15 protein-coding genes are annotated in these 13317 nt (G+C 67.4%); 12 read left to right on the top strand and 3 right to left on the bottom strand.

The window, feature by feature from the left end; genetic code table 11:
• The first annotated feature begins 38 nt into the window (after window positions 1-38).
• The 6 genes from fliN to ACE37B_RS09795 all read left to right on the top strand — a co-directional run bounded on the left by fliN (window position 39) and on the right by ACE37B_RS09795 (window position 4449).
• The gene (gene fliN / locus ACE37B_RS09820) at window positions 39-743 is read left to right on the top strand and encodes a flagellar motor switch protein FliN (protein WP_409923145.1); all 705 of its coding nucleotides are present in this window, start codon (window positions 39-41) and stop codon (window positions 741-743) included.
• A complete protein-coding gene (locus ACE37B_RS09815; RefSeq protein WP_409923144.1) occupies window positions 743-1240 on the top strand; it encodes a hypothetical protein in 498 nt (165 codons plus the stop codon). Before fliN ends, ACE37B_RS09815 begins: the two co-directional genes overlap by 1 nt.
• Window positions 1233-2162 (top strand): flagellar type III secretion system pore protein FliP, encoded by a 930-nt coding sequence (gene fliP / locus ACE37B_RS09810; RefSeq protein WP_409923143.1) that lies wholly within the window; start codon window positions 1233-1235, stop codon window positions 2160-2162. Before ACE37B_RS09815 ends, fliP begins: the two co-directional genes overlap by 8 nt.
• 100 nt (window positions 2163-2262) lie before the next feature.
• Complete coding sequence (locus tag ACE37B_RS09805) at window positions 2263-2535, top strand: flagellar biosynthetic protein FliQ (RefSeq protein ID WP_409923142.1); 273 nt, start codon at window positions 2263-2265, stop codon at window positions 2533-2535.
• A 21-nt stretch (window positions 2536-2556) separates the two neighbouring features.
• The gene (locus tag ACE37B_RS09800) at window positions 2557-3309 is read left to right on the top strand and encodes a flagellar biosynthetic protein FliR (RefSeq protein ID WP_409923141.1); all 753 of its coding nucleotides are present in this window, start codon (window positions 2557-2559) and stop codon (window positions 3307-3309) included.
• A 3-nt stretch (window positions 3310-3312) separates the two neighbouring features.
• A complete protein-coding gene (locus ACE37B_RS09795) occupies window positions 3313-4449 on the top strand; it encodes a flagellar biosynthesis protein FlhB (protein WP_409923140.1) in 1137 nt (378 codons plus the stop codon).
• Between the two features lie 36 nt (window positions 4450-4485).
• On the opposite strand, the gene ACE37B_RS09790 is transcribed toward ACE37B_RS09795, so the two are convergent.
• Window positions 4486-5397 carry a diacylglycerol/lipid kinase family protein gene (locus tag ACE37B_RS09790; RefSeq protein WP_409923139.1) on the bottom strand — a complete coding sequence of 304 codons (912 nt, stop codon included), beginning with the start codon at window positions 5395-5397 and terminating at the stop codon, window positions 4486-4488.
• 138 nt (window positions 5398-5535) lie between these two features.
• Between ACE37B_RS09790 and ACE37B_RS09785 the strand changes: the two genes are divergently transcribed.
• From ACE37B_RS09785 to ACE37B_RS09775, 3 genes are all read left to right on the top strand, one after another.
• Window positions 5536-6543: a helix-turn-helix domain-containing protein gene (locus ACE37B_RS09785; RefSeq protein ID WP_409923138.1), complete on the top strand. Its 1008-nt coding sequence runs from the start codon at window positions 5536-5538 to the stop codon at window positions 6541-6543.
• A 213-nt stretch (window positions 6544-6756) separates the two neighbouring features.
• Entirely contained in the window at window positions 6757-7683 is a 927-nt protein-coding gene (locus ACE37B_RS09780) for a DJ-1/PfpI family protein (protein WP_409923137.1), read from the top strand.
• Entirely contained in the window at window positions 7680-8501 is an 822-nt protein-coding gene (locus tag ACE37B_RS09775; RefSeq protein ID WP_409923136.1) for an SDR family oxidoreductase, read from the top strand. Before ACE37B_RS09780 ends, ACE37B_RS09775 begins: the two co-directional genes overlap by 4 nt.
• Window positions 8502-8591: 90 nt before the next feature.
• Here the strand turns inward: ACE37B_RS09775 and csrA are convergent, their stop codons facing one another.
• The gene (gene csrA / locus ACE37B_RS09770; protein WP_409923135.1) at window positions 8592-8849 is read right to left on the bottom strand and encodes a carbon storage regulator CsrA; all 258 of its coding nucleotides are present in this window, start codon (window positions 8847-8849) and stop codon (window positions 8592-8594) included.
• A complete protein-coding gene (fliW, locus tag ACE37B_RS09765; RefSeq protein WP_409923134.1) occupies window positions 8849-9316 on the bottom strand; it encodes a flagellar assembly protein FliW in 468 nt (155 codons plus the stop codon). Before fliW ends, csrA begins: the two co-directional genes overlap by 1 nt.
• Window positions 9317-9461: 145 nt before the next feature.
• On the opposite strand from fliW, the gene ACE37B_RS09760 reads away from it, so the two are divergent.
• From ACE37B_RS09760 to ACE37B_RS09750, 3 genes are read left to right on the top strand one after another with little or no spacing between them, the layout of a single operon-like run.
• Window positions 9462-11633: a flagellar biosynthesis protein FlhA gene (locus ACE37B_RS09760; RefSeq protein WP_409923133.1), complete on the top strand. Its 2172-nt coding sequence runs from the start codon at window positions 9462-9464 to the stop codon at window positions 11631-11633.
• A complete protein-coding gene (locus ACE37B_RS09755; RefSeq protein ID WP_409923132.1) occupies window positions 11608-12975 on the top strand; it encodes a hypothetical protein in 1368 nt (455 codons plus the stop codon). Before ACE37B_RS09760 ends, ACE37B_RS09755 begins: the two co-directional genes overlap by 26 nt.
• Window positions 12968-13312 carry a hypothetical protein gene (locus tag ACE37B_RS09750; protein ID WP_409923131.1) on the top strand — a complete coding sequence of 115 codons (345 nt, stop codon included), beginning with the start codon at window positions 12968-12970 and terminating at the stop codon, window positions 13310-13312. The genes ACE37B_RS09755 and ACE37B_RS09750 overlap by 8 nt, the downstream gene beginning before the upstream one ends.
• Window positions 13313-13317 lie beyond the last annotated feature (5 nt).

Genomic DNA, 13317 nt, shown 5'->3' with positions numbered 1-13317 from the left:
AAGTGATCGGGGTGTTCGAGACCTGATGGAGACTCATCGTGACGACGCAAGACGCACAGGCGCTTGATGCTGCAACCCTGACGACGGCGGCGAGTGCCATTGCCGATGCACTTGGTTTCGACGGCGTTCCGTCGCCCGCAGGAGCGTGGCCCGACTCCGTCGGCGAGCATCTCGTCGCCCGCTTCACCGGCCCTGTCGGCGGGGCACTGCACGTCGGCGTCACCGGCGACGTCGCTGCGCAGTTGCAGGCCGACCCTGCGACGGCCCCCTCTCTCGTCGGCGCCGTGCTCGTCGCGCTCGGCTCACCCACCGACAGCGTCGACGTCGACGCCTTCGTCCCGACCGTCGACCCCGTCGCCGGTGCCGTCACGATCGTCGGTGTCGATGGCATGGAGTTGACGGTGGGCCTCGTGCTGGATGCCCCCACCGGAGCGTTGGCCGACTACGAGCCGACGCCGATGCAAGCGAATGGACCCGGACCGGGTATCGCCACCGTCGGGTCGCTCTCGATGCTCAACGACGTCGACATGGAGGTGACGGTCGAACTCGGCCGCACGAAGCTGCCGATTCGCGAGCTGCTCTCGTTGCAGCCGGGGATGGTCGTCGAGATCGACCGCGCAGCAGGCGCACCGATCGATGTGCTCGTCAACGGTCGGCTGATCGCCACCGGTGAGGTCGTCGTGATCGACGAGGAATTCGGTGTGCGGATCACCGAGATCATCTCCGCGGAGCAGCCTGCCTGATGGGTGATACGAGTTTCATCGAGCTGGTCATCCGCTCGATCGTTTCGCTCGGCATCGTGTTGGTGCTGATCGGCCTGGCCTACCTCGTCGCGAAGCGCCGTGCCGGCGTGAGCCGGCCGAGCACTCGGGGAGGCAGTCGGGCGCGCGGTTGGACTGGCGCTGTCGCTCGCGGATCGGGCACGAGCAGCGGACGATCCCGCCAACACGTCAAGCGCGAACCGGCTGTGCTCGAGACACTCGGACGGATCGGACTGTCCCGAGGATCGGTCGCCATGGCGGTCCGCTTCGGCGACCAGGTCGTGCTCCTCGGTTTGGCCGATGGCGCGCCGATCACGGTGCTCCAGGAGATGCCCGCCGAACGTTGGGACGAACTGAGCGCCGTCGAACGCGTCGTCACCACGTCGGTCTCGACCGACGTCCTCGGGAACGAGACTGCACCGGATCGCCGTCCCGGTTTCGTCGAAGCACTGCGAGAAGCGACCGTTCGACGTGCCTGAGTCGAAGCCGGAGACGCACGCTGGGCCCGCCCGGCGCGTGTTGCGGGCACTCATGACGGGAGCGTTCGTCGCCGCTGTCGCGAGTCTCGTACTGACGGTAGGTGCCGCATCTCCGGCCCAGGCAGCGACCATTCCGCCGCCGGAGCCGATCACTCCGATCGAGATCCCCGACCTTCCGATCCCCGACCGGATACCGCTCGACGAACTGCTCGGCGAGCAGAGCGACACCGGCGATGACGCAGGTGACGATGCCGCCGACGGCACGATGATCGGGATCGAACTTCCCGACGTCGCTGGCGGTTCGTCGAACGTCGTCGTCATCATCTTGTTGCTGTCGGTGCTGTCGATCGCGCCCAGCATCCTGGTGCTCACGACGTCGTTCACCCGCATCGTCATCGTGCTCTCGCTGACACGCAACGCGCTCGGCATTCCCCAGCTGCCCCCGCAGCAGGTCATCGTCGGCCTCAGCATCTTCCTCACGTTGTTCGTGATGGGTCCCACGTTCGAGACGCTGAACGAGAACGCACTGCAACCGTTGCTCGCCGGCGATCTCACGCTGAGCGAGGCCTACACAGAGGCCGAAGGCCCGATCCGTGAGTTCATGCTGAAGTCGACGCGAGAAAGCGAGCTGGCGCTGTTCCTCGACGCGTCCGACGTCGAGGGGCCGGTCGCACGTGACGAGGTGCCACTCAAGGCCTTGATCCCGGCGTTCGTGTTGTCCGAACTCAAGTCGGCGTTCATCATCGGCTTCGTCATCTTCGTCCCGTTCCTCGTGATCGACCTCGTCGTCTCGGCCGTGTTGACCTCGCTCGGCATGATGATGCTCCCGCCGACGTTCGTGTCGTTGCCGATGAAGCTGTTGCTGTTCATCCTCCTCGACGGGTGGACCCTCGTCGTTTCGACCCTGCTCAGTTCCTATTGACGATGCTCGCCTGCCGTCGTCGCTGCGCGTCCCGACTCGGGCGCTGCACCCAGATGTTCACCCTCGTATCCACCCGTTTGCTCGTCCGTTCGGAGTCCGCATGAACTCGTCCGATGCCATCGACATCGCCACCGACTCCCTCGTCGTCATCGCCAAGCTGTCGGCGCCGTTCCTGCTCGTCGTCTTGGCGATCGGCCTGATCGTCGGGTTGATGCAGTCCGTCACCCAGCTGCAGGAACCCACGCTGTCGTTCGTCCCCAAACTCATCGGTGCAGCGATCGTGATCGCAGTGGCCGGCCCGTGGATGCTCGACGAACTCGTCGGGTTCAGCCAGGTGCTGTTCCAACGAACACCTCAGCTGCTCGAAGGCTGATCGGCAACCATGGACCTGACGATGCCCTCCGGACAGATCGTCGGGTTCTTCTTCGCGCTCGTTCGCACCACCGCATGGTTGTCGATCTGTCCGCCGTTCAACTCGCCGACGATCCCCAAGCGCGTGCGCGTCGGATTGGCGACGGCGATCTCGTTCACGATCGCTGCGACGATCGGCGGCGATCACGTCGCATCGCTGCAACTCGGTCCGTTCGTGGTCGCGCTGCTCACGCAGATCGTCGCCGGCCTCGCGCTCGGCTTCGCCGTGTACGTCTTGTTCGCGGCGATCCAGGCGGCGGGGGAACTGATCGACCTCCAGGTCGGCTTCTCGCTCGGCGCCGTGCTCGATCCGATCAGCGGCGCGTCGGCGTCGCCGATCGGGCGGTTCCATCAGCTCCTCGCCATCGTGATCCTGTTCGGCATCGACGGACACGTGTTGATCGTGCGGGGCTATCTGCGATCGGTCGAAGCGGTTCCCCTCGGGACGCTCGACCTCGGCCAGCTCACCGAGCAGCTGATGCAACTGCTCCGAGTGTTCCTCGCGGCCGCCGTCGAGATCGGCCTCCCGGTTCTCGCTGCGCTGTTCCTCGCCGAGATCGCGCTCGGCCTCCTGGGCAAGGCCGCGCCGCAGATGAACATCCTCGTCATGGGCTTCGCCGTGAAGTCCTTCATCGCGATCATGCTCCTCGCGCTGACGATCGTGCTACTTCCCGAGACGGTCGAGTCGCTGATCGGTCAGGCCATCCGAGCAGGTGGCAGAGCGTTCGGGGGGTGAGCCGTGGCGAAGAACGACAAGACCGAAGAGGCGACCCCGAAGAAGAAGCGTGACAGTCGCCAGAAAGGCCAGATCGGCAAGTCGCAGGATCTCAGCGCCTGGCTCGCCGTGCTCGTCGGGCTCTACGTCGTCCCGCTGACCGTCGGACGCATGGCGCGCGTCGCGTCGAACTCGCTGTACGAACTGCGGGAGGTGACGGCGGAGTCGACGGCCGAGGAGACCGTCGGCGTCCTCGGCGCCGGCCTGCTGGCGGGATTCGTCGCTGCGGCACCGATCATGCTGGTCGGGTTCGCCGTGGCGTTCGTCGGGACGTTCGCACAGGTCGGCCCGCTGCTGTCGCTCAAGCCGCTCAAACCCGACTTCAAACGCGTCAACCCCAAGAGCGGGTTCCAGCGCTTGTTCTCGCCTCGGTCGCTGTGGGACACCGGTAAGCAGCTCATCAAGATCAGCGTCGTCATCGGTGTCGCCTGGCCGCAGGTTGTCGGCATGGTCGAGACGCTCGCCGGACGCGGGCGCCTGTCGCTCGGCGACGGGCTCGAGATCGCCGGCGACCAGGTGCTGGGTCTCGTGCGCGTGATCGCGTGGACGATGGTCGTGCTGTCGGTCGCCGACTTCGGCTACCAGCGCTACCAGAACAAGAAGGACATGCGGATGACGAAGCAGGAGGTGAAGGACGAATACAAGAACGCAGAAGGCGACAGCTCGGTCAAGGGGCGGATGCGGTCGATGCAACGATCGATGGCACGCAACCGCATGATCGCCGACGTCAGCGACGCGAATGTCATCGTCACGAACCCGACGCACATCGCCGTGGCGCTGGCCTACGACCCTGAACGTGGTGGCGCGCCTCGAGTGCTGGCGGTCGGCGCGGGCTCCCTGGCCGCCCGAATTCGCGAACAGGGTGAGCTGGCCGGCGTGCCGCGCGTCGAAGCCAAGCCCCTGGCGCGAGCACTGTGGCGGGCCTGCGACGTCGGCGACGAAGTCCCGGTCGCCCTCTACGAGGCGGTCGCCAAGGTGCTGGTCTTCGTCCGCCAGATCGATCGGCGCCTCGCTCGCAAGCCACTCGATCTGCCCCGCGCGTCGCGGGTCGATGACGCCCTGCTCGAATCGATTCCGAAGAAGCGCCGCCGCGGGCGGTGACGCGCCGCGGAGGCGAACCGACCACTGGTCGGCTGCTCAGCCGTCGGTGCCGTGTTCGAGGCGGGCGCCGGCCACGGCCAGCGCGCCCGGAACGACCTCGAGTTCGATCGGCAGCGACCCCAGACGCTCGCCGTCTGCCCACACGTCGAGTGCTGGCGCGGACCCGTCGCTCGAGCTCGCTCCCGACACGGTGACGCGCGAACCCTGTGCGACGTCGACCTCGCGTCGCTCGACGTGGCGCCCCGAGAACACCGACGGAAACACACGGAGGAACCGCAGTCGCGACACCGCCCCGATGCTGACCACCTGGACGCGACCGTCGGCGGGTCGGGCGGCGGGACAGATCAGCATGCCGCCGCCGAAGTACGCCGTGTTGCCGACGGCGAGCAGCGTCGTGTCGCCGCCGACGCTCCGGCCGTCGACCTCGACCACGACCGGCAGGGTTCTCAGGCGAGGGAGCTGCATCAGCGTCGCCACCGTGTAGCGATGCTGACCTCGCGGCCACCGCAGCGCGTTGGCGCGCTCCGTCACGTCACCGCTGAAGCCGAGCGTCGCAACCGTTGCCACCCAGCCGTGCGAGGTGCGGATCGCGTCGACGGCGACCGGGGCGGCGAGCGCCCGATCGATCTGGGCGTCGATGTCGCCGTCGAGGAGCCCGAGCGCTCGGGCGAAGTCGTTGCCCGTCCCGAACGGGACCACACCGAGGACGGTGTTCGTCGTCGCCACCGCGGTGACGGCGAGATGCACCACGCCGTCACCACCCACGGCGATCAGTCGCCGTGTCCCGTCGGCGACCGCGCGTTGCGCGCCGGCGCGGGCTTGTTCGGGCGACGACGCTTGGATCAGCCGTGCCTCGACACCGCGTCGCTCCAAGCTGTCGACGACTCGATCCAGATGCTGCCGGCCACCCTTCGCTGCGGCATTGCCCAGGACGTCGACCGCCTCCATCGGGGTCAAGCTACGCGACGGACTCGCCCTCACCCGCCATGAGCGTCGCGGGCCGATGCCGACGTGGCCGACGGTGTCTACGCTGGACACCATCCGTCCAGCACCATCCGTCCAGCACCACGTGTCTTGAGGAGCATCATGCGACGACATCGCGACAAGCCGGTGTACGTGGGACAGCCGTGGCATGTGGTGCTGCGCGACGTCGGGCTCGACGCACACGCCGTGCTCCGGCGGGCGGGACAGCCGTCGAACTTGTTCGACGGGGATGGATCATGGATCACCGTCGACGACTTCTATCGTCTGTTCGACGCCGTCGAAGTCGAAGCCGGCGGCCTCGAGGTCGCCATTCGTGCCGGCGCCGTCGTGTCCGCCGAGCTGTTCGACCCGGCGTACTTCGCAGCGATGTGCTCGCCTGACCTCACGACCTCGCTGACGCGGTTGGGCGAACACATGGAACTGGTGGGGCCGTTCCTGCTCGACGTCGAGGTCGACACGTCCGAGATGACGGCTCGTTATCGGTGCAAACAGCGCCCCGACGTGGCGAGAGTGCTCGGCCTGTCGCAGCTGGCGTTCATCGTGGCGCTCGCTCGCCGTGCGACGCGCCACGAGATCGTTCCGAGACGCGTGGGCGTCGTCGCTCCGGTCGCCGACCTCCGAGCGTGCAAGGAGTTCTTCGGTTGCGACGTGGTCGTGAGCGAGGTGTTCGAGGTCGTGTTCAGTGCCTTCGATGCTCGCCGCTCCTTCCTCACCCGCAACGACGAGATGTGGGAGACCTTCCAGCCAGGTCTGCGGCGGCGGGCAGCGGAGGCCGGCGCCTACCGGTCCGTCCGCGACGAGGTGGAGGAAGCCCTGTTCGTGCTGCTGCCGAGCGGTCGAACGGGGATGGGCGAGGTGGCGAGCGAGCTCGGCATCGGGACTCGGACGCTGCAACGGCGTCTGGCGGACGAAGGCACGAGTTGGCTCGAGGTGCTCAACGCGACACGAGAACGACTCGCACGGCACTACTTCCAGTCGACGGACCTGAACGCGACCGAGATCGGTTTCCTGCTCGGGTTCGCCGATCCGAACTCGCTGTTCCGTGCGTTCCACCGCTGGACAGGTACGACCCCCGAAGCCTGGCGGGCCGCCGTCCGTTCCACCGGATAGCCGGCCCGACACGGCCTGGACCGTGACGCCCGACCCGTGCGTCAGGGTCGTGCGTCAGGACAAGGCCGGCACGGTCGTGCGTCACCGAGGTTGACGTGTCCGGCGAGCGCGTTGGCAGGTCGGGCGAGTCAGGGCATGAGGCGCTGGGCTCATACTTGCTCGGAGAAGGATCGGCTCGCCGCCGATCAACCCACGAGTCAGGAGTATCTCCACATGAACCCGATCAAGCGACTGCTCGGCATGGCGCCCACCCCCGACGAGACCGGCCGCGGCTACATCCCGTCTCCGCTCGGCAGGCTGCTCGGCGTGGCGAAGAAGACCGACTACGCGCCCGTCGACCACGGCAGCCGTGCCTACGACGGCGACAAGAGAATCCTGGTGCTGTGCACCGAGGAACGCTACTTCGAGATGACCAACGGCAACCTGTTCTCGACCGGGCAGAACGCCCAGGAGACGGCCGTCCCGCTCATGCATCTCGCCTCGGCTGGTTTCGACTTCGACGTCGTCACCCCGACCGGAGCACCGGCGGTCATCGAGGAGTGGTCGGCACCGAGCAAGGACCAGGCGGTGCTCGGATTTCTCGCAGACCATCGAGCCGCCTTCGACCGGCCACTGTCGCTGCGCGAGTTGGTCTCGAACGGTGCGCTCGACGACGACTCGCCGTACGTGGCGCTGTTCCTCCCGGGTGGCCACGGCGCCATGGTCGGGTTGCCGGAGGACCCGAACGTCGGAGCACTGATCCGGTGGATCGAGGCCTCCGGCCGCTACCTCGTCGCCGTCTGCCACGGCCCTGCTGCGATGTTGGCGGCGACGGTCGGTCACGATGGTCCGCACCCGTATGCCGGCTACGACATGGCGGCGTTCCCCGACAAGCTCGACCAGCGGTCCCCGTCGATGGGGTATCTCCCCGGCGACCTGCCGTGGCTGCAGTGCGAACGCCTCGAAGCGCAGGGCATCCGGATCGTCAACGACAAGGTGGACGGCACGACCCACGTCGACCGCAAGCTCTACTCCGGTGACAGCCCGAAAGCGTGTGATCGACTCGGCAAGATCGTCGCCGAGGCCCTGCTCGCCGACGCCGCCATCGCCACCCGACCTGCGGACGCCACCGACGATCGCACCCGTGGAGGTGCCCGGTGAGCCAGACCATCCTCGTCACCGGTGCCAGCTCCGGCATCGGCAAGGCATCAGCCACCCTGTTCGCCGATCGCGGCTGGAACGTCGTGGCCACGATGCGCAACACCGACGACGGCGCTGGCCTCGCCGGTCGGGACAACGTGCTCGTCACCACGCTCGACCTGCTCGACAGCGCGTCGATCACCGCAGCCGTCGGCGCCGGCATCGAGCGTTTCGGCGCCATCGACGTCCTCCTCAACAACGCGGGCTACGGCGCCTACGGCCCCCTCGAAGCCACGCCGATGTCGGTGCTGCGTCGGCAGTTCGACGTCAACGTCTTCGGTCTCGTCGAGACCATCCAGGCCGTGCTGCCGTCGATGCGTGCGCAGCGGAGCGGCGTCATCGTCAACGTCTCCTCGGTCGGCGGTCGAATGACGTTCCCGCTCGGCAGCTTGTACCACGGCTCGAAATGGGCCGTGGAGGGGCTGTCGGAGGCGCTCCACTACGAGCTCGCCATGTTGGGCATCCGGGTCAAGCTGGTCGAGCCGGGCGGCGTGAACACCGACTTCGGTGGCCGGTCGTTCGTGTTCACCGACGCACCCGAGTTCCCCGACTATCAGCCGCTCGTCGACATGGCGGCTGCGGCGTTGCAGGAGGAGGCCTCCGACGACAATCAGGAGCCGCACGAGGTCGCCGAGGTCATCTTCGGCGCAGCGACCGACGGAAGCGACCGGATCCGCTACATCTCCGGTGCCGGCGCCACGCAGCTCCTCGGGAACCGCTACTCGGCCGAGCAAGACGAGCAGTTCGTCGCCGGCATGCGAGCCCAGTTCGGACTCTGACCGACGCGGACAGCGCTCGGTCTGCGCACGGGCGTGCGGTGGCGCGCCGCGTCACGGAACGGGCAGCGGCGCGCTGCGAGCGGAGTGGGGTCAGTGGCGGCGGGGGCGCATCGGTAGCGCGGAGGGCAGGTTGCGGCGTCCGGAGTCGACGATGCCGGTCGTGTCGATCGTCCGAGCGGCCTCGTTCTCCCGCGAGATCTGTGCGTACACCTCTTCGCGGTGCACCGAGACGCTGCGCGGCGCCTCGACGCCGAGACGAACCTGGTCACGCGAGCATTCGACCACGGTGACGACCACGTCGTCGCCGATCACGATGCTCTCGCCGATCTTGCGAGTCAGGATCAGCATCAGCCGGCGCTCACGGGTTGCGATTCGGCGAGCGGCGCCTGGACCGGCCAGTCGCTGTCCTGGAGGATCACCTGGTGGCCGATCCGTCGGGCGGTGTCGATGACGACCGGCGCGAGCAGGTTCGTCGTCAGGGTCGCGCGTTCGCCGTCGCGCCGGATCGTGACCATGACCAACACGCAGACATCGTCGGGCTCGGCGTGACCGATGAGTTCGGGATCGATGTCGATGTCGTAGTCCGGGTACGCCACCCACGGCACGGTCGTCAGGAACGCGAGGTCGGGGTCGACGACGTCCTGTAGCCAGTACAGGGTGTGGTGACCATGGCCGCCTTCGACGCCGATGAGGTCACCGGCGCCGACGAGCACCATCTTGCGAGCGCCCCGGAAGCCGGGAATGCCGTCGGGAAAATCGACGATCTCTTCGTCGGGCACGTCGATCGTGCCGAATCGTGTCGTCTCCACCTGCATGGTCAACCTCCTGGTTGGTGTCGAGTATTGCCGTACGGAGGCTGCAGGACAACGACCTCGGACTCCGGACAGTGGGGACCGTCCGGAGAAACGCCAAACGCGCACCGAGCCCGAACGATCGAACGAGCAGGACCTTCCCCCCACGATGAACAACTCGAAACTGGCACAGGCAGGGTTCCCAGCGATCATCGTGCTCGTGGTGACGGTGATGATCCTGCCGTTGCCGTCGAGCTTGCTCGACCTGCTCATCGTCGCGAACATCTCGGTGGCGGTGCTGATCCTGCTCGTGTCGACCAACGTTCGACGTGCGCTCGACTTCTCGTCGTTCCCATCGTTGCTGCTCGTCGTGACGCTCGTTCGCATCGGCTTGAACGTGTCGACGTCTCGAGCGGTGCTGTCCGACGGCGACGCCGGTGAGGTCATCCAGACGTTCGGCTCGTTCGTCGTCGGCGGCAACATCGTCGTCGGCTTCGTGATCTTCCTCATCATCACGCTCGTCCAGTTCGTCGTCATCTCCAGTGGTTCGGGTCGCGTCGCCGAGGTGACCGCCCGCTTCACTCTCGACGCGATGCCCGGCAAGCAGATGGCGATCGACGCCGACCTCAACGCTGGCGTGTTGACCGACGAAGAAGCCAAGACGCGCCGCCAAGACGTCGCCGACGAAGCCGACTTCTACGGCGCGATGGACGGCGCGTCGAAGTTCGTCAAGGGCGACGCGATCGCCGGTCTCGTCATCACGATGGTCAACCTCGTCGGCGGCCTCATCGTCGGCGTGTTGCAACAGGGCATGGACATGGGGGAGGCGGTCACCAAGTACAGCCTCCTGACGGTCGGCGACGGCCTCGTCGCGCAGATCCCGGCGCTGCTGGTGTCGATCTCGTCCGGCCTCATCGTGACCCGGTCGGCTGGCGAGACCGGTGACCTCGGCTCCGACGTGCTGCGCCAGTTCACTCGTCAAGGCGTCGCCATTCGGTCCGGCGGAATCGTCGTGCTGTTGATGATCCTCGTGCCCGGGCTCCCGAAGATCCCGTTCCTCCTGATCGGCGTCACGCTGATCGTCCTCGGACAGCGGCTGATGAAGGCGCCCGAGGAGGCCGAGACGGTCGAGGTCGAAGAGGTCGAAGAAGCGGGACCGCCGACGCCGCAACAGATGGCCCTCGACGCTCGCGTCGAACTCCTCGAGCTCGATCTGTCGTTCGACATGGTCGAACTGGTCGATGGTTCCGTCGGTGGCGATCTGCTGGATCGCGTGGGCGCGCTCCGCCGAAAGATCGCGTCGGAACTCGGGTTCGTGATGCCGTCGATCAGAACTCGCGACGACCCGACACTTCCCGCACACACCTACGTGATCCGCGTCCACGGCGTCGAGATGGGGCGCGGCGAGGCGCCGCCGGAACGCATCCTGGTCATCGGCGACGACCTGGCCGCACTGCCGGGTGAGGACATCGACGAGCCCGTGTTCGGCTTGCGTGCCCGATGGGTGCCGATGGAGTTCCGCTCATCTGCCGAGATGGCCGGCAACACCGTCGTCGACCGATCGGCGTTGATCGTGACCCATCTCGCTGAAGTCGTCCGCCGCCGCGCCGGCCGCTTGTTGTCACGTACCGACGTCACCGAACTGCTCGACAGTGTGGCCGAGACCGACCCCACGGTCATCGCCGATCTCACCGCGTCGGGCGCGACCAACGCCGACGTCCAAGCGGTCCTTGCGACGCTCCTCGACGACGGTGTGGCGATTCGAGACCTCGTGCGCATCGTCGAAGCGATCGGCGATCGTGCTCGCACGAATCGTTCGGTGGACGCGCTCGTCGAGGCGGCGCGTGCTGCGCTCGGCCCTGCCATCACCACCGCCGTGGCGATCAACGGCACGCTGTCGGTCATCGCGATCGCCCCGACGATCGAGGCGCAGTTGGCGAGTTCGTTCGAAGTCACCGAGGCGGGAGCAGTGCTTCAACTCGGCCCCGATCTGCACGAGCACATGATGCGCGAGTTCGCTCGAGTCTCGACGATCGCTGCCGGGCACGGCGTCCCGGCGACCGTGGTCTGCGCGCCGGGCCTGCGACCGGCGTTGGCTCGCCTCGTCCGCCAGGTCGCTCCGGGTGTGTCCGTCATCTCGTACCGCGAGATCAGCGATCACCTCACCCTTGCCGTGGTCGCCACCATCGACATGCCGACGCTTCTCCCGGAGGTCGGGCCGCTCAACTCTGGGCAGGAGGTGCCGATGACTTCTTCGATGAATCCTTCGACGCACGCGACGCATCCGGGTGCGACACTCGATCACGGGGTGACCGATGACCAGCTTGCACGCATCTCCTGACCGTCGATTCGGCGACTCGGCGCTCCTCGACACGCCCGGGCTGAGCGCTGAGAGCGCTGAGGGCACTGCGGCTGCAGCTTCGCCAGCTGACCGTCGAACCTTTCGCGCCTCCTCGTTGCAGGAAGCGATCGAGATCGCAGCGACCGAACTCGGCGGTGATGTCACGGTGGTGGAAGCGAATCGCATCCGCCGCGGTGGGCTCGGCGGATTCTTTGCGACCGATCTCGGTGTCGAGGTGATCGTCACCCGCAACGCCGACAGCTCGCGTCAGGATGGCGTCGGCGCGGGTGCTGCGAACGCGGTCGACCGGCTGCTGGGTCGCTTCGACGAACGCGATGGTGACCGCTTCACCCCCAGCGCGGGCGTCGTGGCGATGGACGAACGTTCGGCGACAGATCGGGCTGTTGCCCGGGGGCGCCAACTCGGTGCGCAGGCCGTCGGCGACGAAGGCTTCGACACGGCACCGACCACCAGCATGGATCGCCGGTCGTTCGAGTTCGGCGACGACGCGCACTTCGAGTTCGGCGACGACGCGCACTTCGAGTTCGGCGACGGACGTCAACGTTCGGAGCTCGCTGACCCGGTCTCGCAGACGTCGCTCGCCGCCATGCGGACGGACGTCGGGTCCGCTCACGAGACGGGCATCGATGTCGACCCCGTGGTCGATGTCGAGGCGGCCGCACGCGGGCAAGCGGGCACGGACGACACGGTGCAGCCCGTCGCTGCACCCCGTCACCCGTTTGCCGATCTGCTCGAGCAGGAGTTGCGCTCGATGTCGTCCGAGACGTCGGAGACGTCCGATACCGCGGCCGTCTCCGACGTTGCGCCGCGACTCGGGAGCGAGACCGACCTGGTAGCGCCACCACTCGACTCGCCCGCGCCGATCGTCGAACCGGTCTCGACCGAACCGGCTCCGACCGCACCGGCTCCGACCGAACTGGTGTCGAGCGAGCCGGCTCCGACCGAACTGGTGTCGAGCGAGCCGAGAGAAGACCACGGCGCACTCGATCCGGAGGAACGGTCGGCCGAGGATGCGCTCGCCGACCTCGACGCCCTGCTTGCGAGTGCCGGCGTCGAGTTGGATGCCGCTCACACCGAGATGCCCTCGGAGATGTTCGACGACGATCCGACGCCGACCCTCGCACCACGTCCGACCGATACGTCCGCGAGCGTGCCCTCCACCGAGGCGCTCCTCGATCTCACCGATCGACTCGCCGACCAACTCTCCAGCGTCGATCGCCTCGCATCCAGCGGTGACGGTCTTCGCCGGATGCAGGTCAAGATCTCCGCGCCTGACGGGTCACTCGTCGAGATGCAGGCCGAATGGGGAGAGCGTGGGTAAGCGCAAGCAGCCCGAGGGCGTGCCACAGTTCAAGGTCGTGGTCACGCGTCCGAACGGCAAGGGACCGCTCGGCCCGTACCGGCTGGCGATCGCCGTCGGGTTCGCCGCGCTGGTCGCCGGTGGCCGGATCTGGACGTCGGTGACGACGGGGCCGGCTGACGACGGCGCGTTGCTCGCCGCCGCAGGCGCCGCAGTGTTTGCCTGGGTCCTCACGACCGTGATCAGCAACATCCTCGGCGCGGGCGAAGTCGCGCCGTCACCGTCTGCTGCGACGGGGTCGTCGGCTGGTTCGTCCGCGCCGGACGCCTCGTCGGGTACGACAGTCGCGTCTCCCTGATTCGC

Origin of the sequence: Ilumatobacter sp. (assembly GCF_046290335.1) — a bacterium.
Taxonomy (GTDB): Bacteria; Actinomycetota; Acidimicrobiia; order Acidimicrobiales; family Ilumatobacteraceae; genus Ilumatobacter_A.
This window is presented reverse-complemented; position numbering and strand designations above follow the sequence as displayed.

What these genes read in the sequence shown, in the direction of transcription:
- ACE37B_RS09800 (WP_409923141.1), top strand. Translation starts at nt 2,557, where the DNA reads ATGCCCTCCGGACAGATCGTCGGGTTCTTCTTCGCGCTCGTTCGCACC.
- ACE37B_RS09815 (WP_409923144.1), top strand. Translation starts at nt 743, where the DNA reads ATGGGTGATACGAGTTTCATCGAGCTGGTCATCCGCTCGATCGTTTCG.
- ACE37B_RS09805 (WP_409923142.1), top strand. Translation starts at nt 2,263, where the DNA reads ATGAACTCGTCCGATGCCATCGACATCGCCACCGACTCCCTCGTCGTC.
- ACE37B_RS09760 (WP_409923133.1), top strand. Translation starts at nt 9,462, where the DNA reads ATGAACAACTCGAAACTGGCACAGGCAGGGTTCCCAGCGATCATCGTG.
- csrA (WP_409923135.1), bottom strand. Translation starts at nt 8,849, where the DNA reads ATGCTGATCCTGACTCGCAAGATCGGCGAGAGCATCGTGATCGGCGAC.
- ACE37B_RS09780 (WP_409923137.1), top strand. Translation starts at nt 6,757, where the DNA reads ATGAACCCGATCAAGCGACTGCTCGGCATGGCGCCCACCCCCGACGAG.
- ACE37B_RS09790 (WP_409923139.1), bottom strand. Translation starts at nt 5,397, where the DNA reads ATGGAGGCGGTCGACGTCCTGGGCAATGCCGCAGCGAAGGGTGGCCGG.
- ACE37B_RS09755 (WP_409923132.1), top strand. Translation starts at nt 11,608, where the DNA reads ATGACCAGCTTGCACGCATCTCCTGACCGTCGATTCGGCGACTCGGCG.
- fliW (WP_409923134.1), bottom strand. Translation starts at nt 9,316, where the DNA reads ATGCAGGTGGAGACGACACGATTCGGCACGATCGACGTGCCCGACGAA.
- ACE37B_RS09785 (WP_409923138.1), top strand. Translation starts at nt 5,536, where the DNA reads ATGCGACGACATCGCGACAAGCCGGTGTACGTGGGACAGCCGTGGCAT.